Raw genomic sequence first — 21,095 nt, forward strand, 5'->3', positions numbered from 1 at the left:
AAAACGGTGATGGGCACAAATGATCGTGAGAGCGACGGAAGATGTGCGTTTCAGCGCCTGCCCCGACGATCAGTCGCCATAGCTGATCTCGATCTCGATGCGGCGGTTCTTGGCGCGGCCTTCTTCGGTGGCATTGTCGGCGAGGGGGGCGAATTCGCCTTTGCTGACGGCGGATATGCGGGCCGGATCGACCTTTTCGGTATCGACGAGTTCGCGCACCACGGCGGCGGCGCGGGCTGCGGCGAGGTCGAAATTGTCGGCGAATTCGCCGCTGACGGGCACGTTGTCGGTGTGGCCGGTCACGATGATGCTGCGGTTGGGGCGGTTCGTGGCGCTGGCGATGCGGGCCATGATGTCGCGCGCCTCGTCCGAGAGGTCGGCTGAACCCGAGGTGAACGACCCGCCCGTGCCGAGGGTGACGAGAACCTTGCCGTCGCGGGGTTCGACCGAAAGCGAGCCGTCGGCGATTTCCTGACTGAACAGGGATTGCAGGACCATGGTGCTGAGCTTGGTGCGGATTCCGGCGGTCTGGGCGGTGGTTTCCGTGCCGCTGGAGGATGCGGGTTGGCCTGCGTCGGCGGTTTGCTGCGGCGTCGGTGTGGCGCGGAGGGCGGGGTCTTGGCCCGGAAGGGGCTGGCCAACCGTGTCGGTGCGCTCGACGCTGCCGCCTGCGGCGGCGGCTATGGCATCGGCAAGTGCGATTGCGGCTTCGGGGCCTTGCACATCGGGCAGGCGGACGGTGACGGTGCCCGAGCCGGTATCGACCTGAAGGCTGCCTTTGGCGAGTGCGTCGCGCAGGGCTTCGGCCACGGCGCGGGCGCTGTCGTCCGAGGGACCGGCGTTTGCGCCGTCACCGGGGGCGGACTGGTCGAATTCGCTGTCATCGGCGGTGTCGGGCGCGGGAAACGGTGCGACGTTGATGATCGTGTCACCGCTTTTGCCGTCGAATCCGCCGGGACTGAACTGTTCGCGCATGGCGCCGGCGAATTTCTCGAAAGAGGGTTCGTCGAAATTCGCGAAGCCGAGGATCAGCACGAAGAAGGCCATCAGGTTGGTGGCGATATCGGCAAAGGTCGCGAGCCATGCCGGCGCGCCGACGGGGGGCATTTGGGGCAGTCGCAATCGTCGTCCGAATCGTCGACAGGCGGCTGGAAGGGGATGACTTTGGCCTTGGTCATGTCAGGCGGCCTTGCGCTTTTGCTGCGCCTTGGTGTCAAGCGCGCAGATCAGCTGGTCTTCGATGGCGCGGGGGGCTTCGCCCTTGGCGATGCCGCGCAGGCCCTCGATCACCAACTCGCGGTAGGTGGCCTCATCCTCGGAATAGCCTTCGAGCTTGTTCAGGATCGGGCCGAAGATGACATTGGCGACGAGCGCGCCGTAAAGTGTGGTGAGAAGGGCGACGGCCATGGCGGGGCCGATGGATTTGGGGTCGGACATGTTGCCGAGCATGAGCACGAGGCCGATCAGCGTGCCGACCATGCCCATGGCGGGGCCGATATCGACCCAAGCCTTTATCGCGCCCTGATAGGCGGCGTGGCGGGCCTTCATCGCCTTGATCTCGTATTTGAGCTGCTTGACGAGTTTGGCTTCGTCGACCCCGTCGACCAGCATCTGCAGGCCCTTGGTCAGAAAGGCCTCGCCCGGGGTCTTGCTTTCGAGCGCCATCATGCCCTCTTTGCGGGCGGTGGCCGAGAGGTCGACCATCAGGGTGATCAGCGCGTCGGTGTCATAGTTGCCGGGCCGGAAGGCTATGCCCATGGCTTTGAAATGGCCCAGAAAGACCGGCATCGGCTTCATCGACATGACGACGAAAAGGGTTCCGCCGAAGACGATGAAAAGCGAAGGTATGTCGATGAAGGGCGAAACGCCGCCAGCATAGATCATCGAGCCGATGATCATGACGATCGCGCCGATCAAGCCTACGAGCGTTGCTATGTCCACGACGGGCCCCTTTTTTGACCGAAACGGCCGGAAATATTCATACGCGACACGGTTGCGTTGCGCTTGGCATGAAGCGAAACGGCAGGCGTCTGCGTTGATAACGGCGGGAATGGCGCGACCTGTAGGGTTGTCAGGGTTGGCTTTGCAGGATTTGCGCCCTAGACAGACGCGAGAGCGACCGAAAGGGTCACGATGACGGACGGCAAAGACGGGATCGGCAAAGGCGAAATCGGCAAGGCCGGTTTGGCCGGACCTCTTGCCGAGGGGCTGGCGTCGGCAGCGGGTGCCGCGTCGAAGCGCGGTTTGCCGCCGGTCCATCTGTGGAACCCGCCCTATTGCGGCGAGATCGACATTCGCATCGCGCGGGACGGGACCTGGTTTCACGAGGGCACGCCGATCGGGCGGGCGGGGCTGGTCAAGCTGTTTTCCGGCATCCTGAAACGCGAGGGGGACCGGTTCTTCCTTGTCACTCCGGTCGAGAAGGTGGGCATCCGTGTGGACGACGCGCCCTTTGTCGCGGTGGATTTCACAGTGCTCGGGGAAGGCGCCGCGCAGGTGCTGCGCTTTGTCACGCAGGTGGGCGACGAGGTGGTCGCCGGGCCGGAAAATCCGATCCGCGTCCAGCGCGACGGGGCCGAGGGGCAACCTGCGCCTTATGTCCATGTGCGCGCCGGGCTGGAGGCGCTGATCGACCGCAAATCGTTCTACCGGCTGATCGAACTGGGAGTGCACGAGAGCCATGAGGGAAAAAGCTGGTTTGGCTTGTGGTCCTCGGGCAGGTTCTTTCCGGTGATTCCAACGAGTGACCTGACCTGATGCCGCGTTTTGCCGCCAATGTGACGATGCTGTTTACCGAGGTGCCCATGCTGGCGCGGCCCGATCTTGCGCGCGAGGCGGGGTTCGACGGGGTCGAGGTGCTGTTTCCCTATGACCATCCGCTGAAGGACTGGCAGACGGCACTGGCGGGGATGCCGCTTGCGCTGATCAACGCGCCGCCGGGCGACTGGGCGGCGGGGGACCGCGGCTATGCGGCGGTGCCGGGGGCGGTGGGCGATTTCCGGCAGAGCTTTCTGCGCGGTGCGGATGTGGCGGCGCAACTGGGCGCTGCGCGGCTGCATGTGATGGCAGGGGTCGCCAAGGGCGAGCAGGCCGAGGCGGTCTACCGCGAGAATCTGGCCTGGGCCGCCGCGCAGGCACCGGACCTGTGCCTGTGCATCGAGCCTTTGAATGCCGACGACATGCCGGGGTATTTCCTGAACGATTTCGATCAGGCGGCACGTATCGTCGACGATCTGGGGATCGCCACTTTGGGGATTCAGTTCGATCTTTGGCACGCGGCGCGCATCCATGGCGATGCCGATGCGGTCTGGGCCAAGCACAAGGGCCGCGTGAACCATATCCAGATCGCGGGCTTTCCCGGCCGGAATGAACCGGGCGGTGGCGGGTTCGACCTGACGGGGCTGTGTTCCGAGTTGGATACGGGGGAGTGGTCGGGCTGGGTGGCGGCGGAATACCTGCCGCAGCGGGCCACGGTGCACGGGCTGATGTGGCTCAATGCGCTGAAAAGCCGGGCGCGGCTGATCGGGGCCTGAGCGCGGTGTCGGGGCTTGCCCCTGCCGTGGGCTGGGGTAAAATGATGCGGCTGTGCCAGAGGAAGACCGAAAATGACGATTGAAGCCCCCGAGACCCAAGTCGTGACCACGTGGAAGGTCGCCTGTGACGGGGGCGAGGGTGCCTTGGGCCATCCCCGTGTCTGGCTGTCGATCCCGCAGGAGACGGGGTTTGTCGAATGCGGCTATTGCGACAAGCGCTATGTGATCGACCGTGATCACGCGCATGACGAGCATTGACCTGACCTGAGCAGTTGTAACCGGCCCCCCCCACCCCATCCCTCCCCCATGGAGGGGGAGGGGGTGATCATTCTTTGGGCGTTGCGCTGCCGCGATTGCGAAAATCCGCCAGGCTTTTGATCGTGATCAACGCAGATTTCTTTAAGTTGTGTTAACTTGCTTTCGGCAACCGAAGGAGAGTGACAGATGGCAAAGCCTTCCCCGACCGACGCGGCAGGCGCAGGCATGTCGCGTGGCGTCATGCAGGCGCAGGTGCGGATGATGGATGCGGTCCTCAGGCAGAACATCGAGGCGCTGGATTTCCTCAAGACCCGTTTCGAAAAGGACCGGGCGATGCTGGGCGAACTCGCCGTAGCGCAGGATGCGACGGCGGCGGGGGCGGTGCTGACCAGCTTTTGGCAAAGGCTGGCGTCGGATTACATGCAGGAAGCCGGACGGCTCGGGTCGCTGATGCAGGCCACCGCGCAGGAAATGGGCGAGGGGATGGCCGACGAGGCGCGGGCTGCGACGGGTACCAAGCTTTAGACGGTTCGTTCGTTCGTGCGGACGTTGGACGGGGGCTGTCTGCCCCCAGCGGCGCATGCCGCGCCGCCCCCCGAGGATATTTTTCCAGCGTGAAAGCTTGATGGCGGCTTCGCTTTCATGCTGGTCCAAATATCCTCGGGGGAGCCCCGCAGGGGCGAGGGGGCGGAAAGCCCCCTTTGTCCGCAGGTGGCCAAGGGTGGTTCTGTCTGGGCGATGAACCCGTCGGTACGTGCCATCCGCCCTTTGCCCTGTCCGCCTGCCGTGCCATAACCTGCCCAAGCAGAGGAGACGCGGCATGGCTTTCGGCAAGGGTTGCCATCTACACCTGATCGACGGATCGGCTTTCATCTTCCGCGCCTATCATGCGCTGCCGCCGCTGACGCGGAAATCTGACGGGCTGCCTGTGGGGGCGGTTGCCGGTTTCTGCAACCTTTTGTGGAGCGAGTTGACGACGACCCGGTCGCAGGAAGCGCCGACCCATCTTGCGGTGATCTTCGATGCGGGATCGGTGACTTTCCGGAACGATATCTACCCCGAATACAAGGCCAACCGTCCCGAATTGCCCGAAGACCTGCGCCCGCAGTTCATTTTCACGCGGGAAGCCACCCGGGCCTTCAACGTGCCCTGCATCGAGATCGACGGATACGAGGCCGATGACATCATCGCCACCCTGTCGCGCCGTGCGCGCGAGGCGGGGGGACGGTGACGATCATCAGTTCCGACAAGGACCTGATGCAATTGGTTGGCAACGGGGTCGACATGCTCGACCCGATGAAGAACAAGCGGATCGGGCTGGACGAGGTGTTCGAGAAGTTCGGCGTCACTCCCGACCGCGTGGTCGACGTGCAGGCACTGGCGGGGGATTCGGTCGACAACGTGCCCGGCGCGCCGGGGATCGGGATCAAGACCGCCGCCTTGCTGATCAACGAGTTCGGGTCATTGGAGGCCTTGCTCGAGCGGGCGGGGGAAATTCCGCAGCCCAAGCGGCGCGAGGCTTTGGTGAACAATGCCGAGTTGATCCGTATTTCGAAGCGGTTGGTTTCACTCGACGGGGATATGCCGCTGGATGTGGCGCTGGAGGCGCTGGAACTGAAGGAGCCGGAGGCGGAGACGATCCTCGGGTTCCTGAACGATATGGAGTTTCGCACCCTGACGCGGCGGGTGGCCGAGCGGTTGAAGGTCGACGCGCCGGTTCTGGCGGCGGAAAAAGGGACCGAGGTTCACGAAAAGAGCCATCAAGCGCCGACGCTGCCGTTCCCCTATGACGATTACCAGACGGTGCGGGATGCGGCGGCGTTGCAGGTCTGGGTCGGGCATATCCGCGAGCGGGGCTATGTCGCGGTCGATACCGAAACCACCAGCCTGGACGAGATGCGCGCGGGTCTGGTGGGCATTTCGCTTTGCGTCGAGGCGGGGGTGGCCTGCTACATACCGGTCGGGCATCGCAGCGGCGTGGACGATCTGTTCGGGTCGGCACAAAGGGCCGAGGGGCAGATGACCGAGGACGAGGCGCTGGCGATCCTGAAGCCGGTGCTGGAAGACCCGTCGATCCTGAAGATCGGCCAGAACATGAAATATGACGCCAAGATTTTCGCCCGCCGTGGCGTGCATGTGGCGCCGATCGACGACACGATGCTGATGTCTTACGCGATGCATGCGGGCATCCATAACCACGGGATGGATGCGCTGTCGGAGGCCTATCTGGGCCATGTGCCGATTCCGATCAAATCGCTTCTGGGCACGGGCAAGGCGCAGGTGACATTCGACCGCGTGCCCGTCGATCAGGCCACGCGCTACGCGGCGGAAGATGCCGATGTGACGCTGCGGCTTTGGCTGCGCTTCAAGCCGATGCTGCACAAGGCGCGGGTGACCACGGTCTACGAGACGCTGGAACGCCCCTTGGTGCCGGTGCTGGCCGAGATGGAGATGGCGGGGATCATGGTCGACCGCGATACGCTGTCGCGCATGTCTAACGCCTTCGCGCAAAAGATGGCGGGGCTGGAGGCCGAGATACACGAGCTTGCGGGCGGATCGTTCAACGTGGGCTCGCCCAAGCAGTTGGGTGAAATCCTGTTCGACCGGATGGGTCTGGCGGGCGGCGAAAAGGGCAAGACGGGGGCCTATGCGACGGGGGCTGACATTCTGGAAGACCTCGCCAGCGAGGGGCATGCCCTGCCTGCCCGCGTGCTCGACTGGCGGCAGTTGGCCAAGCTGAAATCGACCTATACCGATGCGTTGCAGGACCATATCAACCCCGAGACGGGGCGGGTGCATACGAGCTATTCGATCACGGGGGCGGTGACGGGGCGGCTGTCGTCGAACGATCCGAACCTGCAGAACATTCCCGTGCGGTCCGAGGAAGGGCGGCGCATCCGCGAGGCCTTTGTCGCGCCCAAGGGGCGGGTGCTGGTCAGCCTCGACTACAGCCAGATCGAGTTGCGTATCCTCGCGCATGTGGCCGATATCGCCGAATTGCAGCAGGCGTTCCGCGAAGGTGTCGATATTCACGCGCTGACGGCTTCGGAAATGTTCAACGTGCCCTTGGAGCAGATGACCCCCGATATCCGCCGTCAGGCCAAGGCGATAAACTTCGGGGTGATCTACGGGATTTCGGGCTTTGGTCTTGCGCGCAACCTGCGGATACCGCGGGCCGAGGCGCAGGGGTTCATCGACCGCTATTTCGAGCGGTTTCCGGGGATACGCGGCTATATGACCGATACGGTCAAAAGGGCGCAGGCGACGGGCTATGTAGAGACGCTGTTCGGTCGCAAGATCAACACGCCCGAGATCAACGCCAAGGGGCCGACCGCAGGCTTTGCCAAGCGTGCCGCGATCAACGCGCCTATTCAGGGCACGGCCGCCGATGTGATCCGCCGCGCGATGATCCGGATGCCCGCGGCGATTGCGGACCTGCCCGCGAAGATGCTGTTGCAGGTGCATGACGAACTGCTGTTCGAGGTCGATGAGGACGCAGCCGACACGCTTGCCGCCCGCGCCCGCGAGGTGATGGAGGGCGCGTCGCATCCTGCGGTGAGTTTCAAGGTGCCGCTGGTGGTGGAAGCCGGCATGGGCCGCAACTGGGCAGAGGCGCATTGATGAGACCCCAAGCCCCCGCCCCGATGACATTCGCAACGCCCGACGAATGGAACGCATGGCTTTCGGTCAAGCATGACAAGGCACGCGAGCTTTGGCTGCGCATCGGCAAGAAGGGCAGCGGCACCGTATCGATCGACTGGGAGCAGGCGGTGGAAGAGGCCTTGGTCTGGGGCTGGACCACGGCGCAGAAAAAGCCTGATGGGCCGGACCACTGGCTGCACCGCTTTACCCCGCGCAAGGCGGGTGCTCCTTGGACGCCGAAGGATCGCGCCACTGCAGAACGTCTGATCGCGGGCGGCTGGATGGAAGATGCGGGGCTGGCTGAGGTGGAAAAGGCCAAGGCGGACGGGCGCTGGGCAGCGGCGGCGGCAGGCGAGAAGACTGCCGACATCCCGGACGAATTCCTGACTGCGCTGGAAGCTGCGCCCGAGATTGCGACGGTGACCTTCAACGCCATGCCCGCCACGGCCAAGGCGGCGCTGGGCTTCCGGCTGACCACGGCGAAAACGCCCTCGGCCCGCGCGAAGAGGATGGCCGATTACATCGCCGCCCTGTCGCGGGGCGAGCGGCCCTAGGCAGGGTCACGCACGGTCGATCCTGACCTGAAAGCAGTTGTTGCGCGCCGAGCGGACATGCAGATAGGCGATGCGCGCGTCTTGCAGGCGGCTGGCGGCTTCGTCCATCAGGCGGGCGGTGGGCACCACCGCGCCGCTGCCATAGACGATGCGGTTGTCGGCCGAATAGCCGCGCAAGATGTAATCGGGCGAGGACAGGATTTCGGGCAGACCTTTCCCGCCCCCCGCAGGGCAGGCATCGGCACAAAGAAAGACCGGTCCGGTTTCGGCATAGGGCTGCAGATCGGGAAAGGGGCGGTGGGCAAGGATCAGCATCCCCGCGCCTGCGGGAATATGGCGCAGACAATGACGGCAGGGGTTGCCAGTGCCATCGCTGACACCCCGTTCAGGGGGCAGGCCGTAGGCATCGGCCCCGCCCAATTGATAATGCCGCGCAAGGTCGGTCGGAATCGGTGTAAAGCGCATGGGGGGCCTCTTGTCGCTGTCCTGCCGCAGATTGCCGACTTGCCCTGCGCCATGCGACCCGATTCCTGCTGTTTTTGCCGCTTTCACGCTGGCACAAATATCCTCAGGGGGGAGGGTCGCGCCCTTGCGCGGCCCGCTGGGGGCGGAACGCCCCCTCAGCCCCGGATCCGCGCCCCTGCGCGGAACCGGGAGAAATGGCTTGCGGCGGGACGCCGCTCCGCTGGATCAGGCCTTGGCCAGCATCGGCCCCAAGGGGCGACCGGCAAGGATGTGCAGGTGGTAATGCGGCACTTCCTGCCCGCCGTGATCGCCGGCGTTGGTGATTGCGCGGTAGCCCGGCCCGCCCGAGGCAAGGCTGGCGCCCAGCATGTCGCAGATCCTGGCAGCGGTGCGGTGGAAATCGACCAGTTCCGCCTCGGAGGCTTCGGCGCAGAAATGGTCGAAGGTGGCGTAGGCACCCTTGGGAATCACCAGAATATGATCGGGCGCTTGTGGTGCTATGTCGTGGAAGGCCAGCGTGTGGGGCGTTTCCAGAACGGTCTTGTTGGGGATTTCACCGCGCAGGATGCGGGCGAAAATGTTGGTCGGGTCGTAAGCATGCGCCATGATCGGGCCTTTAGTCGGTGAAGAGATGCGGGGTCGCTGCGAGTTCGCGCGCCTTGACTATCGGAATACCAAGGAAATGCGCCAGCGGCACGGCGTTTTCTTCAGGCTCGGCCTGTTCGCGGATGCGGTGGTAGCCGCCAAAGCCCGCGTCGCGGATACGGTCGCTTTCGAAGCGCACGTCGTAGCGGATGGTGGGCAGAAGCCGGTCCAGCGTCTCGCGCGGGGTGTTCTCGCCCGCCAGCCCCACGCGGCGGGCATGGCCTATGATATAGTCGTCGGTGAAGTCGCAGTCGATTTCCAGCAGGCGCACCACGGCGCGGTCGTTGTAGAAATCCTGCATCAGGTCGATGTTGGCAGGATCGATGCAGAAGAGAAGATGATCGGTCTTCCAGTAATCGAACAGCATCCTGACCAGCGCCCTGCGGTGGCGTGTGCGCTTTTCCAGCGTGGTCTGGATGCCACCCAGATCGGGAAGCTCGGTCGCGGTTTCGTTGAACAGGTAGTTCATCGCCGGAATATCCGTCACTTCGCGCACACGTTCGACCAGACGCTTGGCGACATGCCATTTCTTGCAGGTCACCATCAGAAGCGTCCGCTCGCGCCCGACCGAGGTTTCCCGCTCCCAGAAGCGGGGCGCGAAGCGGCGGCCGATGCGGCCACGCCCCGTGAGGAAGCCGAACAGGCTGCGCCCTTCGTTCGAGATGGAAAACCGCACGCCGGTTGCGGCGTAAAGCTTGCCGAGCCGGTCCTTGAGCTCTTTCGCATCGGGCGAGATCTTGCGGGCGAAGATATAGTCCTGCGACAACAAGAGGTCGTAATGGTCGTTGTAGAAGGTCAGCGGCATCCCGTAATCGGTGAACATGAGGAAGGTCGGCGTACGCGGCCTGATTTCATGTTCGGGCACCAGATGGCGCACAAGCGTCTGGAAAAAGGTCTCGTCCGGAATCCACGTGGTCTTGAAAAAGCGCACGATGTCGGGGCGCGTCCGGCACAGATCGAGGATCGCCTCGACCGTGCGGCGGCGCAGGCACCACCACTGGCTGCCGATCTGGATTTGCAGGTCGGCGGGGATGGCGCGGTCGAGATGCAGTTTCTTTTGCAGCCGCATCGAGGCGTAGAACAGCGATTTATGCGTGCGCTCGTTGAACCAGTGGCGGTAGATCAGGCGTTCTTCCTTGATGCCGGTCTTGATCCAGTCGGAATTGAAGAAATCGAAGCTTTCGATGTAGTCGGCTTCTTCGCGGTCGAAGAAGGCATGGGCGTATTCGGCCGATTTGATCGGCATGCAATCGCCCGAGAGCATGTAGAAATGCGTGGCGCGTGGGAAGGCTTCGACGGCGGCGCGCACGGCAAGAAGGGTGGCGGCGACAAGGCTCCATTCGCCCCAGCCGCATCTGACGCGGCGTCTGGCGAAGGTCACGCCGGGGTTGTCGGCAAGCACGCTGCGGATGCGGTCGAAGGCGTCGCGCGGGGCGCGCTGGTCGAAATGGATCGACACGTAATCGCCTGCAGCCGTCAGCCGTTCGGACTGGGCGATGATCCCTTCGGGATCTTTGTGGCACAAGAGAATGTAGGCGATCTTGGCCATGAAAAACCAGTTGGGACAGGGGCAAACAGACGGACGCGGCGCGCCGGACCGGGCGCTTGGTGACAAATAACGGCAACAGTCATTGAAAAGACAGTCTTTCTTTGCTTCTTTATGCGCGAAAGATCGCGGCAGCGGGCAAAAGGCCGGACAAAGCGCGGCGAGTGGAGGCGAGTTATGGGTTTTCCGGGCACCTGGATGACGCAAAGCGAGAGTGTGGTTTACCGTGTGGTGCCGAAATGCGCCTGCTCGACCATAGGGCAGGTCATGTATTATTCGGACCACGGGCGGTTTTTCGACGGTGATATCCACGATTCGACGAAGGGCCTGCACAAATGGGCGCAGGAAGAAAGCCAGCCATTGATCGAGGCGAATGTGAAGGCGCATAAATCCTATGCCTTCACCTGCGTGCGGAACCCCTATACCCGCGTCCTGTCGTCGTTCTTCGACAAGATCTGCGGGATCCAGAGGAACGGGAAACGCTACCGTGGCAACCTCGTGCCTATGCTTGTGCAGAAATACGGTGTCGAGGTGGGCGGCGACGACGGTCAGGCCGAATTCGACCAGATCGCCAGCTTCCGCCGCTTTTTGTTGTTCGTGCGCGATACGATCCGCTTCCGCAAACCGATGGAGCCGGACATCCACTGGTCGGCGATGGCAGGGCATATCTCGACGTTCATCGTGAATGGCGGGCGCTACGACCACATCTTCTTCACCGAAGATTTCAATGACGGCATGCAGGTCGTGCTTAACAACATGAAGATGAAGCACAAGGTCGACCTCAAGACGATCCCGCGCTTCAACGAGAGCGAAGGGCATGGGCCCAAACGCCTGCATCCGGTCGAGGATTATTTCGACGACCTGTCGCGGCATCTGATGTGGGAAATCTACAAGCGCGATTTCCAGCTGTTCAAATACGACTTCGAAAATCCGGCCAACAAACTGCCCAAGGGGCCGGTGGATCTGGATGAGGTCCACGCCAAGCTTGGTGACTGACACCGGGCGGGCGGCTTGCTCAAGCTCCCCAAGGGGAGCCATCGCGCGCCGCCTGCTGCCGCGAAACCGACCTGCAAAGGGCTGAACGGGGGGCCGTCTGCCCCCCGCGCCCCCCGAGGATATTTGCGCCAGCGTGAAAACACGATCTGTCCCGCTTTCACGCTGGGGTAAATATCCTCCGGGGGTCCGGGGGTGGAAAACCCCCGATCGGTGCAGCACGTGCTGGCTTGTCAGGATTGCTGCCGGCAGGGGCGGGGTGCGATGGCTCCCCTTGCGGGGAGCTTGAGCGCGCCGCCAACCTGTTCAGATCAACGATTCGGTGCGGAAGAGCGCCTTGAGGTCGGTTTCGGGGCGGGCACCGAAATGGCTGATGACTTCGGCTGCGGCGGTGCAGCCCATGCGGCCTGCGGTGGCGAGGCCCTGACCGGTGGCGAGCCCGTAGAGGAAGCCCGCGGCGAACTGGTCGCCTGCTCCGGTGGCATCGACCGGCACCACGCGGCGGACGGGGACTGTGACTGTCTCGGTGCCGCGCACGAGGATGACTTCGTCGCCCGAGCGGGTGCAGACGACGGTGCCTGCGTCCTGTGCTGCCTGTTCGAGGGCCGAAGAGAGGTCGGTCTGGTAGAGGGACGACCATTCGTGTTCGTTGCCGATCACGTAGTCGAGTTCCTTGACGAGGCGGCGGAAATCGCCCCGGTGGCGGTCGACACAGAAGGGGTCTGAGAGGGCGATGCCTGCCTTGCCGCCGGCCTGCTGGCAGAGTTTGGCTGCACGTTCGAAGGCCTGTTTGCCCTTGGGCTTGTCGTAGAGATAGCCTTCGAGGAACAGGAACGCGGCCTCGCCTGCCACATCGTCCGCCACGTCTTCGGGGCCGAGTTCCGACGAGATGCCGAGATAGGTGTTCATCGACCGCTCGCCATCGGGCGAGACGAAGATCATCGAGCGCGAGGTGGGAAGTTCGCCCCCCGCGACGGGCGGGTTGGGAAAATCGGTGCCCGCGTCGGCCATGGTGCGGGCGTAAAAGCGCCCCAGCGCGTCGTCATGCACCCGCCCGATAAAGGCGGTCCGCAGACCGAGGTTGCCCAAGCCCGCGATGGTATTGGCGACCGACCCGCCCGGTGCCTGCACACGGTCTTTCATCGCCCCATAGAGCACCTCGCCGCGTTCGCGTTCGACGAGCTGCATGATGCCTTTTTCGATGCCCATCATCTCGATGAAGCTGTCGTCGGCTTGGGTGAATACATCGACGATGGCATTGCCGATGCCGATCACGTCATACTTTTTCATCGGTCTTGTCCTCGTACAAACAAAGGTCACGGATCGGGCAGATGCCGCATTTGGGGCTGCGCGCCACGCAGATATAGCGGCCGTGCAGGATAAGCCAGTGGTGCGCGTGCAGTTGGAATTCGGCGGGGACGTTGTCTTCGACGGCGCGTTCCACCGCCGTCTCGTCCTTGCCCGGGGCGATGCCCGTGCGGTTGCCGACGCGGAAGATATGGGTGTCGACCGCTTGGGCGGGTTGGTGGAACCACATGTTCAAGACCACATTTGCGGTCTTGCGCCCCACGCCCGGAAGCGATTGCAGAGCCGCGCGCGAGGACGGCACCTGCGATCCGTAGCTTTCCACAAGGATGCGCGAGAGCTTGATGACGTTCTTGGCCTTGTTGCGGAAAAGGCCGATGGTCTTGACATACTCGGTCAGACCTTCTTCGCCCAGGGCCAGCATCTTTTCGGGCGTGTCGGCGATCTGGAACAGCGGCCCCGTCGCGCGGTTCACGCCCGCATCGGTGGCCTGTGCCGACAGAGCCACGGCGACAAGCAGGGTAAAGGCGTTGGTGTGGTGCAATTCGCCCTTCGGTTCAGGCTCGATCGCCTGAAACGTGGTGAAGACGGCCTTCATCTCGGGGTATGTGAGTTGGCGCACCATGCGTTCGGGATTAGGCGAGCACTGGCTGCGAGGCAAGCGCGAAGGTGAAAGCGCAGAATTCGGGTCGCGGGGGTGTCACGCTTTCGCTTATGGTCGGGGCAAGGAGACCTGCCATGAACGACCAGAGCCCCGGATACCACTACGCCGTCATCGAGCGTGCGCTGCGCGAGATCGATGCGGGCGGCCCTGCGCTGACGCTTGACGAATTGGCGGCGCGCATGGGGATGAGCGTGGCGCATTTCCAGCGGGTTTTTTCGCAATGGGTGGGTGTGTCGCCCAAGCGCTACCAGCAATATCTGACGCTGGATCATGCCAAGCGGCTGCTGGCCGAGCGGTTCACGGTTCTGGATACCGCGCTGGCGTCGGGCCTGTCGGGCGGCGGGCGGCTGCATGACCTGTTCCTGCGCTGGGAGGCGATGTCGCCGGGGGATTATGCGCGGGGCGGCGAGGGGGTGGTGATACGCTGGGGGTGGTTCGACACGCCCTTCGGTCGCGCGATCGTCATGGGAACCGAGCGGGGCATTTGCGGGATGGGCTTTGCCGCCGAGATGGGAGAGGCAGAGGCGGCGGACGATTTGCGGCGGCGCTGGCCGCGGGCGCGTTTCGTCGAGGATGGGGCAGCGCTGGCCGGATGGGTGGCGGCGGCATTTGGCGGCGGCGGCGGCGAGGTGCCGCTTTACCTGATCGGCGCGCCGTTCCAGATCAAGGTCTGGGAGGCCCTGTTGCGGGTGCCCGATGGCCATGTGACCAGCTATTCGCAATTGGCGGGGGCGGTCGGTTTGCCCAAGGCGGTGCGGGCTGTGGGCACGGCGGTGGGGCGCAATCCGGTGTCGTTCCTGATCCCCTGCCACCGCGCCTTACGCAAGACTGGCGAGTTGGGCGGGTATCACTGGGGGCTTCCGGTCAAGCGGGCAATCCTTGCGTGGGAGGCGGCCCGCACCCAAATGTGATGGGCGGAAACCTGCCAGTCGCGGGCGCGGGCTATCTGTTGCCCGTCATGGCTGGTATATCCTTCGCCCGAGCCCGAAACACGGGCCAGAAAAACAGTCGAGGCGCGAGAACGATGAGCATCAAAGTTTCCATTTCCCTTTCCGTGTTGGCCGTATTGGGCCTGACTGCCTGTACCGACCCGAACATGGGCGTGCCCTCGGCCGGATCGGTGGCTACGAACCCGAACGCCAACCGCAACGCGGGCGCGGTGATCGGCGGTTTGCTGGGCGCTGCTGCGGGGGCCAATGCAGACAACGACTCGTTTGCCAAGGCTGTCGTGGGCGGTGCCCTCGGCGCGGCTGTCGGCGGTGCGATCGGCAATTCGCTTGACCAGCAGGCGGCGGAATTGCGCGGGATCAACGGGTCGTTCAGCGTGACGAACATGGGCGATTACCTGATCGTCAACCTGCCGCAGGACGTGCTTTTCGCGGTGGACAGCGCGTCACTGCGGCCAGATCTGGCCGAGGATATCGGCGCGATTGCGGGCAACCTGCAACGCTATCCGAACAGCCGGATCGAAGTGATCGGCCATACCGACAACAGCGGCACGGCGGCTTACAATCAGGACCTGTCGCAGCGCCGCGCCGTTTCGGTGGCGGGCGTGTTGCGCGCCAATGGCGTGCCGAGCCCGCGCATCACCGCCTATGGCCGTGGCGAGGATCAGCCCGTTGCGTCGAACCTGACGCCGCAGGGCAAGGCGATGAACCGCCGCGTGGAAATCATCATCCGCCCGACGCGCTAAGCCTTTGCAAGGGTAGGGGAAGGCCGGGCCTGCGGGTCCGGCCTTTTCCTTTGCGGGTTTCGGTTTGTGAAGCGGCGGTTTTGGTCATAGTTTCAGACCAGATTGCCAAAGTGCAATGCCGGGGTGCAATGCCGGGGGTGCCATGCCGTTCCAGAAGGTCCAGACCGAGAAGCTGTCGCAAAGCGTGGTGCGGCAGATCGAGTTGTTGATCCTGCGCGGCATTTTGCGGCCCGGCGAGCGGCTGCCGTCTGAACGCGAATTGGCCGAGCGGATGGATGTGTCGCGCCCCAGTCTGCGCGAGGCGGTGGCCGATCTGTCCGAGCGGGGGCTGCTTGTCGCGCGGCCCAATGCGGGGATCTATGTGGCTGATGTGCTCGGGTCGGCCTTTGCGCCTGCGCTGGTCGATCTGTTCGCGCGTCATGACGAGGCGGTGTTCGACTATCTTGCCTTTCGCCGCGATATGGAGGGGTTGGCCGCCGAGCGCGCGGCACGACTGGGGTCGGATACCGATCTGGCGGTGGTCGATGCGGTGTTTCGCAAGATGGAGGCCGCGCACGGCAAGCGCGATCCATCGGACGAGGCGGGTCTGGATGCCGAATTCCACATGGCGATCATCGAGGCGAGCCACAATGTGGTGATGCTGCATATGCTGCGGTCGATGTTCGATCTGCTGCGGCAGGGGGTGTTCTACAACCGCCAGATGCTGTTTCGCACCCGCACCACGCGCGATGTGCTGCTGGACCAGCACCGCGCGATCAACAGCGCCTTGCAGGCGCGTGATCCTGCGGCGGCGCGCGCGGCGGTCGAGGCGCATCTGGGTTTCGTCGCGGGCGCGCTGGAGGACCAGTTGAAAGCCGACCGCTTCGAGGCGATCGCGCTCCAGCGGCTGCAGCATGAACGGGGAAGGTAGGGCTGGTTGCCCCCCCCCCCGTCCCTCCCCCACCGGGGGGAGGGAGACGCTTTTGCTTTAGGTCGTTGTAATAGGGTCGGCGCCGAAGCGGTTGGTGCCTGCGCTGCCGCGTTTGCAGGTAAAGACCAGCAAGACGATCCAGCCGAGCAGCGGTACGATGGAGAGGAGAAGCATCCAGCCGGATTGGCCGACATCGTGCAGGCGGCGTGCGCCAAGGGCAATGGCGGGCAGGACCGTGGCAAGGGTCCACAGCCCTCCGAGAAGGCCGAGGTTCAGACTGAAGCCAATCCCGCCGTCGCCCGCTGTGGATTGCAGATCGCCCGAGCCCAGTAAGGTAAGGTCGATATAGGTCAGAATCCCCGAGACGATGATCGAGAAAAGCACCCACCACCAGAATTCCGAGCGCGATGCGCGGCCCGAGAAGGTGGCGTAGTTCGAAAAGACGGATTTGACCGCCTGTATCATGTTCATTATGTGTCCGATTACTGGCTACGAAAGGCGATCTGCCTGCCCGAAGGGTTGGAGCAGAACAGCACGTTCGGTCAAGCGGTTTGCGGTTCGGTCACCGGATCGGGGCCGAAGCGGTTGGGGCCAATCGTGCCGCGGGTGCAGGCCCAGACCAGAAGCAGGATCCAGCCGATCAGGGGCAGGAAAACGATCAGCAGCCACCAGCCGGTGCGGTCGATGTCATGCAAGCGGCGCACGCCGACCGCGATGCTTGGAAGCAGGGTAAGCAGCGTGAAGACAGCAGAAAGCGGGCCGCTTCCGTCCATATGCTGCATCATGTTCCGCCCGAAGATCGCGCCGTCAAGGATGCCGAGGGCGAGGTTTGCCAGCACGCAGAACAGCGCCCAAAACCAGTATTCGGCGCGGCGGGCGCGACCGGAGAAGGTGACGTAATTGAAGAGGACGGACCTGACAGCGTGTTGAAAGTTCATTCCGGTTCTCTCTCGTCTTCTTGTACGATGCCGATTGCTGTGACTGCGCTAAACCTGCCGCAGATGATGGGGCCGGTCAACGTTACGGGTGGAACGAAAGTTCAGCCCTTTTTCGCGCCGATCTTCGGTTCGGTCCCGTCGCGCAAGCGGCGCAGGTTGGCCGCGTGGCGCAACCAGACGAGGGCGGCGAGCAGCGTGCCGAGGATGACCATTTCGCCCTGGTCGAACAGGATCAGCCAGACGGGGGCGAGAGCGGCGGCGACGAGGGCCGAGAGCGAGGAGATGCGCGATATGGCGGCGGTGGCGGCCCAGGTGGCGCATACGGCAAGGCCAGCGGGCCATGCGAGCGCGAGCAGCGTGCCGAGACAGGTTGCAACGCCCTTGCCGCCCTTGAACCCGAGCCAGACGGGGAAAAGGTGGCCGAGGAACGAGAAAAGAGCTGCGATCTGAGCGGCGTCTTCGCCCACCAGCGCGCGGGCGACGAGCACGGCGATACCTCCCTTGGCCGCATCAAGGAGAAGCGTGGCGAGGGCTGCGGGCTTGTTTCCGGTGCGCAGGACGTTGGTTGCGCCGATATTGCCCGATCCGATCTGGCGCAGGTCGCCAAGGCCCAGAAGGCGCGTGATCACAAGGCCGAAGGGGATGGAGCCGAGCAGGTAGGCAAGCGCCGCGGTCAGGGCCAAGGCCAGGGTCGCACTGGTGAAATCGGGCATGGGTCAGGCCTTGAATACTTGGGCACCGGCGACGAAGGTCGCGAGCACCTTACCCTCCATCCGCTGGCCGTCAAACGGGGTGTTCTTCGATTTGGAGCGCAGGGTGAAGCGGTCCATTACAAAGGGGGCGTGGGGGTCGAACAGGATCAGGTCGGCGGGGGCGCCTGCCTGCATCCGGCCTTGGGGCAGGTTCAGGCGGCGGGCGGGGTTCAGTGCCATGGCGCGGAAAAGGTGGGGCAGGTCGATGTGACCTGCGTGAAACAGGCGCATGGCGGCAGGGAGGAAGGTTTCGAGCGCCACGGCGCCGGAAGCGGCTTCTTCGAAGGGCAGGCGCTTGGATTCTTCATCCGCCGGGGTGTGCATCGAGCTGATGGTGTCGATCAGGCCCGAGCCTACGGCTTCGACCATGGCGAGGCGGTCTTCTTCCGACCTGAGCGGGGGGGTGAACTTGAAGAAGGTGCGATAGTCGCCCACGTCGATTTCATTCAGCGTCAGATGGTGGATCGAGGTACCTGCGGTGACATCGAGGCCTGCCGCCTTGGAGCGTTCCAGCGCGGGTAGCGCGTGGCGCGTGGTGATCTGGTCGGCGTGGTAGCGCGCGCCTGTCATTTCCACCAGCGCAAGGTCGCGGTCCAGCCCCATGCGTTCGGCGATGGGCGATACGGCGGGCAGGCCGCGCAAGCTGGCGAATTTGCCCGAGGTGGTGGCGGCGCCCTTGGACAGGCCCGGTTCCTGCGGGTGGCCGATGACCAAGGCCCCAAGGCTGCGGGCATAGGTCAGGGCGCGCGACAGTGCCTTGGTGTCGGTCGAGACGTGGAAGGCATCGGTGAAGGCCACGGCGCCCGCGTCGAGCAGAAAGCCGATCTCGGTCATCTCGCGCCCTTCGCGGCCCTTGGTCAGGGCTGCCATGTGGCGGATGCGGACGGGTGACGCCTCGGCTGCACGGCGGGTGACGAATTCCAGCGTTTCGGGGGTGTCGATGGCGGGGGTGGTGTCGGGGCGGGCGATGATTGTGGTGACGCCCCCTGCGGCGGCGGCAAGGCCCGCCGAGCGGAAGGATTCGCGGTGACGTTCGCCCGGTTCGCCGATCTTGACGCCGATGTCGACGATGCCGGGCGCAAGGTAATGGCCGCCGCAGTCGATTTCGGTGGCGGTTTTCGGGCGCGGGCCGTTGATCGCGGCGATCAGGCCTTTGGACAGGGTGACCGAGCCTGTGGTGACGGTGCCCGCTTCGGGGTCGATCAGCTGCGCGTTGGTCAGGTGAAGCGTGGTCATGCGCGATTGCCCGATAGGGTTGCGGCGACGCGTGATGCATCGGCCATGTATTTCATCAGGTGTTTGTCACCCGAGTGGGTGATGATCTGCACGTCGCCGAGGAAGGGACGGGCGGCGGCGATATCGGCCAGCGGGATGCTTCGCAAGGCGGGGCCGAGCAGACGGAGGTCGGTCAGGCGCCAGCGCTGGGCCATGGCTTCGGACCGCAGATAGAGGGCGCGGAGGGCGATGGCGGGGACAGCGGCGACGGGGCCTGTCCAGGCGTAGGGATTGCCCATGGCCGTCAATGCGAGGCCCGCGATAAGCCCGCCGACGAGCGCAAGGATGCCGTGGCCGCGCCAATAGGCGGCGGGGTCGGGGCTGAATTCGCGGAGCAGGGTTTCGCCGGGCTGAAGCGGTGCTTCGCCGCCAAGGATCGGGTCGCGGGTGATCGTGGTCATGACGCGAGCCAGACGAAGAGGGCCGTGAAGACGAAGATCAGGATCAGGACGACGGTTGCGATGCGGCCCGACATCGCAGCATCCGACGGTCCGGCGCGGGGGCCTTCCAGCACGCCACTGGCCGAGGGGGTTTCAGGCATGGGCAAAGGCAGGGCGGGGGCGGGTTCGGCGTAATGGCCGATGAAGCGCAAAGGCGGGCGCGGGGTAAGGGTGGTGCCGCCCGCCCCCAAGGCCGCGCGGAACACCATGAGAAGTCGGCCCCTAAGGCTGTCGAGCATGGCAGTATCGGGGGCGACGGTGGCATCGTCCATGCCGTTCGCCTCGGACAGGTATTTTGCAAGGCCGATGACGCGGATGGTGTCAGTGTCGATCACCTCGATCTGGCCGGCGTCGACGGTGTCGGTGCCGAGGGCGGCGGCGAGGTCGCCGGCAAGGAAGGCGTCGATTTCCGTATCAAGCAGGTCCACGGCGAAAAGCCAGACCGCGCGGTCACGGGTCAGCGGGATGCGGAGCGGATCGGTCGTCATGGCATCGCACCCGCAAGGGCGCGGCCGCGCTCGGCGCGCAGGTTGCGGGCCAGAAGGTCCATGCAGGCCATGCGGACGGCGACGCCCATTTCCACCTGCTCCTGAATGACCGAACGGTTGATGTCATCGGCCAACTCGCCGTCGATTTCCACCCCGCGGTTCATCGGGCCGGGGTGCATGACGATGGCATCGGGCTTGGCGAAGCCGAGCTTTTCGGCGTCGAGCCCGTAGCGGTGGTAGTATTCCCGTTCGGACGGGATGAAGCCGCCGTCCATGCGTTCCTTTTGCAGGCGGAGCATCATCACCACATCGGCGCCTTCGAGGCCTTTCTTCATGTCGTCGAAGAGTTCGCAGCCGAAATCCTGCACGCCTGCGGGCATCAGCGTGGGGGGGGCGATCAGGCGGATGCGGTTTTCCATCTTGCCGAGCAGGATCAGGTTCGAGCGGGCGACGCGGCTGTGGGCGATATCGCCGCAGATCGCCACGGTCAGGCGCTGGATGCGGCCCTTGGCGCGGCGGATGGTCAGCGCGTCGAGCAGGGCTTGCGTAGGGTGTTCGTGGCGGCCGTCGCCTGCGTTCAGGACGGCGCAGTTCACTTTCGACGCCAGCAGGTTGACCGCGCCGGACGCGCCGTGGCGCACCACCAGAAGGTCGGGGTGCATGGCGTTCAGCGTCATGGCGGTGTCGATCAGGGTTTCGCCCTTTTTCACCGACGAGGCGGCGACCGACATGTTCATCACATCCGCGCCGAGGCGTTTTCCGGCCAGTTCGAAGCTGGCTTGGGTGCGGGTCGAATTCTCGAAGAACATGTTGATCTGCGTCATGCCCGACAGAACGTCGGACTGTTTCACCGTACGGCGGTTGAGGTCGACGTAGCGGTCGGCAAGGTCGAGGATGGTGGTGATTTCGAGCGGGGACAGCTGTTCGATGCCGAGAAGGTGACGGGCGCGGAAGGTCATGGCTGTCCTTTGTCGTCGGCTAAGCGGTCCTTGGG

General features: G+C 64.3%; 25 protein-coding genes. 11 read left to right on the plus strand and 14 right to left on the minus strand.

Features of this window, described 5'->3' with window-relative positions; translation table 11 throughout:
* Nucleotides 1-69: 69 nt before the first annotated feature.
* Both HYN69_RS02510 and HYN69_RS02515 read right to left on the minus strand, forming a co-directional pair.
* Nucleotides 70-1,107, minus strand: a complete 1,038-nt coding sequence (locus HYN69_RS02510) for an OmpA family protein (RefSeq protein WP_230426465.1) — start codon at nucleotides 1,105-1,107, stop codon at nucleotides 70-72.
* Between the two features lie 72 nt (nucleotides 1,108-1,179).
* Entirely contained in the window at nucleotides 1,180-1,941 is a 762-nt protein-coding gene (locus HYN69_RS02515; RefSeq protein ID WP_108434355.1) for a motility protein A, read from the minus strand.
* A 192-nt stretch (nucleotides 1,942-2,133) separates the two neighbouring features.
* Here HYN69_RS02515 and HYN69_RS02520 point away from each other — a divergent pair, with 192 nt between their 5' ends.
* From HYN69_RS02520 to HYN69_RS02545, 7 genes are all read left to right on the plus strand, one after another.
* Nucleotides 2,134-2,757, plus strand: coding sequence for a DUF1285 domain-containing protein (locus tag HYN69_RS02520; RefSeq protein WP_108434356.1), 624 nt, complete (start codon nucleotides 2,134-2,136; stop codon nucleotides 2,755-2,757).
* Nucleotides 2,757-3,533, plus strand: coding sequence for a hydroxypyruvate isomerase family protein (locus HYN69_RS02525; RefSeq protein ID WP_108434357.1), 777 nt, complete (start codon nucleotides 2,757-2,759; stop codon nucleotides 3,531-3,533). The genes HYN69_RS02520 and HYN69_RS02525 overlap by 1 nt, the downstream gene beginning before the upstream one ends.
* Before the next feature lie 72 nt (nucleotides 3,534-3,605).
* Nucleotides 3,606-3,791: a zinc-finger domain-containing protein gene (locus HYN69_RS02530; protein WP_108434358.1), complete on the plus strand. Its 186-nt coding sequence runs from the start codon at nucleotides 3,606-3,608 to the stop codon at nucleotides 3,789-3,791.
* Between the two features lie 186 nt (nucleotides 3,792-3,977).
* Nucleotides 3,978-4,316: a phasin family protein gene (locus HYN69_RS02535; protein WP_108434359.1), complete on the plus strand. Its 339-nt coding sequence runs from the start codon at nucleotides 3,978-3,980 to the stop codon at nucleotides 4,314-4,316.
* Between the two features lie 295 nt (nucleotides 4,317-4,611).
* The gene (locus HYN69_RS21875; protein WP_407925240.1) at nucleotides 4,612-5,022 is read left to right on the plus strand and encodes a 5'-3' exonuclease; all 411 of its coding nucleotides are present in this window, start codon (nucleotides 4,612-4,614) and stop codon (nucleotides 5,020-5,022) included.
* The gene (gene polA, locus HYN69_RS02540) at nucleotides 5,019-7,412 is read left to right on the plus strand and encodes a DNA polymerase I (protein ID WP_407925241.1); all 2,394 of its coding nucleotides are present in this window, start codon (nucleotides 5,019-5,021) and stop codon (nucleotides 7,410-7,412) included. The genes HYN69_RS21875 and polA overlap by 4 nt, the downstream gene beginning before the upstream one ends.
* The gene (locus HYN69_RS02545; RefSeq protein WP_108434360.1) at nucleotides 7,412-7,987 is read left to right on the plus strand and encodes a YdeI/OmpD-associated family protein; all 576 of its coding nucleotides are present in this window, start codon (nucleotides 7,412-7,414) and stop codon (nucleotides 7,985-7,987) included. Before polA ends, HYN69_RS02545 begins: the two co-directional genes overlap by 1 nt.
* 6 nt (nucleotides 7,988-7,993) lie before the next feature.
* Here HYN69_RS02545 and HYN69_RS02550 read toward each other — a convergent pair whose 3' ends face one another.
* From HYN69_RS02550 to HYN69_RS02560, 3 genes are all read right to left on the minus strand, one after another.
* Entirely contained in the window at nucleotides 7,994-8,452 is a 459-nt protein-coding gene (locus tag HYN69_RS02550) for a DUF1203 domain-containing protein (protein WP_108434361.1), read from the minus strand.
* Between the two features lie 225 nt (nucleotides 8,453-8,677).
* Nucleotides 8,678-9,058, minus strand: coding sequence for an HIT domain-containing protein (locus HYN69_RS02555; RefSeq protein WP_108434362.1), 381 nt, complete (start codon nucleotides 9,056-9,058; stop codon nucleotides 8,678-8,680).
* Between the two features lie 10 nt (nucleotides 9,059-9,068).
* Nucleotides 9,069-10,646 carry a DUF5928 domain-containing protein gene (locus HYN69_RS02560; RefSeq protein ID WP_108434363.1) on the minus strand — a complete coding sequence of 526 codons (1,578 nt, stop codon included), beginning with the start codon at nucleotides 10,644-10,646 and terminating at the stop codon, nucleotides 9,069-9,071.
* Nucleotides 10,647-10,820: 174 nt separating this feature from the next.
* Here HYN69_RS02560 and HYN69_RS02565 point away from each other — a divergent pair, with 174 nt between their 5' ends.
* Entirely contained in the window at nucleotides 10,821-11,639 is an 819-nt protein-coding gene (locus HYN69_RS02565; protein ID WP_108434364.1) for a sulfotransferase family protein, read from the plus strand.
* A 303-nt stretch (nucleotides 11,640-11,942) separates the two neighbouring features.
* Here the strand turns inward: HYN69_RS02565 and HYN69_RS02570 are convergent, their stop codons facing one another.
* Nucleotides 11,943-12,926: an adenosine kinase gene (locus tag HYN69_RS02570; protein WP_108434365.1), complete on the minus strand. Its 984-nt coding sequence runs from the start codon at nucleotides 12,924-12,926 to the stop codon at nucleotides 11,943-11,945.
* Nucleotides 12,913-13,566, minus strand: coding sequence for an endonuclease III (nth, locus tag HYN69_RS02575; RefSeq protein WP_108434366.1), 654 nt, complete (start codon nucleotides 13,564-13,566; stop codon nucleotides 12,913-12,915). The genes HYN69_RS02570 and nth overlap by 14 nt, the downstream gene beginning before the upstream one ends.
* 113 nt (nucleotides 13,567-13,679) lie before the next feature.
* On the opposite strand from nth, the gene HYN69_RS02580 reads away from it, so the two are divergent.
* The 3 genes from HYN69_RS02580 to HYN69_RS02590 all read left to right on the plus strand — a co-directional run bounded on the left by HYN69_RS02580 (nucleotide 13,680) and on the right by HYN69_RS02590 (nucleotide 16,208).
* Nucleotides 13,680-14,516 (plus strand): methylated-DNA--[protein]-cysteine S-methyltransferase, encoded by an 837-nt coding sequence (locus HYN69_RS02580; protein ID WP_108434367.1) that lies wholly within the window; start codon nucleotides 13,680-13,682, stop codon nucleotides 14,514-14,516.
* A gap of 119 nt (nucleotides 14,517-14,635) precedes the next feature.
* Complete coding sequence (locus HYN69_RS02585) at nucleotides 14,636-15,298, plus strand: OmpA family protein (RefSeq protein WP_407925253.1); 663 nt, start codon at nucleotides 14,636-14,638, stop codon at nucleotides 15,296-15,298.
* A gap of 142 nt (nucleotides 15,299-15,440) precedes the next feature.
* Entirely contained in the window at nucleotides 15,441-16,208 is a 768-nt protein-coding gene (locus HYN69_RS02590; protein WP_108434369.1) for an FCD domain-containing protein, read from the plus strand.
* Nucleotides 16,209-16,265: 57 nt separating this feature from the next.
* Here HYN69_RS02590 and HYN69_RS02595 read toward each other — a convergent pair whose 3' ends face one another.
* The 7 genes from HYN69_RS02595 to HYN69_RS02625 all read right to left on the minus strand — a co-directional run bounded on the left by HYN69_RS02595 (nucleotide 16,266) and on the right by HYN69_RS02625 (nucleotide 21,060).
* Nucleotides 16,266-16,679 carry a DUF805 domain-containing protein gene (locus HYN69_RS02595; RefSeq protein WP_108434370.1) on the minus strand — a complete coding sequence of 138 codons (414 nt, stop codon included), beginning with the start codon at nucleotides 16,677-16,679 and terminating at the stop codon, nucleotides 16,266-16,268.
* A 71-nt stretch (nucleotides 16,680-16,750) separates the two neighbouring features.
* On the minus strand, nucleotides 16,751-17,146 hold the full coding sequence (locus HYN69_RS02600; RefSeq protein ID WP_108434371.1) for a DUF805 domain-containing protein: 396 nt from the start codon (nucleotides 17,144-17,146) through the stop codon (nucleotides 16,751-16,753).
* 101 nt (nucleotides 17,147-17,247) lie between these two features.
* Nucleotides 17,248-17,859: a glycerol-3-phosphate 1-O-acyltransferase PlsY gene (gene plsY, locus HYN69_RS02605; protein WP_108434372.1), complete on the minus strand. Its 612-nt coding sequence runs from the start codon at nucleotides 17,857-17,859 to the stop codon at nucleotides 17,248-17,250.
* Between the two features lie 3 nt (nucleotides 17,860-17,862).
* Nucleotides 17,863-19,134: a dihydroorotase gene (gene pyrC, locus HYN69_RS02610; RefSeq protein ID WP_108434373.1), complete on the minus strand. Its 1,272-nt coding sequence runs from the start codon at nucleotides 19,132-19,134 to the stop codon at nucleotides 17,863-17,865.
* The gene (locus HYN69_RS02615; protein WP_108434374.1) at nucleotides 19,131-19,574 is read right to left on the minus strand and encodes a hypothetical protein; all 444 of its coding nucleotides are present in this window, start codon (nucleotides 19,572-19,574) and stop codon (nucleotides 19,131-19,133) included. The genes pyrC and HYN69_RS02615 overlap by 4 nt, the downstream gene beginning before the upstream one ends.
* A complete protein-coding gene (locus tag HYN69_RS02620; RefSeq protein WP_108434375.1) occupies nucleotides 19,571-20,101 on the minus strand; it encodes a hypothetical protein in 531 nt (176 codons plus the stop codon). The genes HYN69_RS02615 and HYN69_RS02620 overlap by 4 nt, the downstream gene beginning before the upstream one ends.
* Entirely contained in the window at nucleotides 20,098-21,060 is a 963-nt protein-coding gene (locus HYN69_RS02625; RefSeq protein ID WP_108434376.1) for an aspartate carbamoyltransferase catalytic subunit, read from the minus strand. Before HYN69_RS02625 ends, HYN69_RS02620 begins: the two co-directional genes overlap by 4 nt.
* Between the last annotated feature and the right edge of the window lie 35 nt (nucleotides 21,061-21,095).

Origin of the sequence: Gemmobacter aquarius (assembly GCF_003060865.1) — a bacterium.
Classification (GTDB): Bacteria; Pseudomonadota; Alphaproteobacteria; order Rhodobacterales; family Rhodobacteraceae; genus Paragemmobacter; species Paragemmobacter aquarius.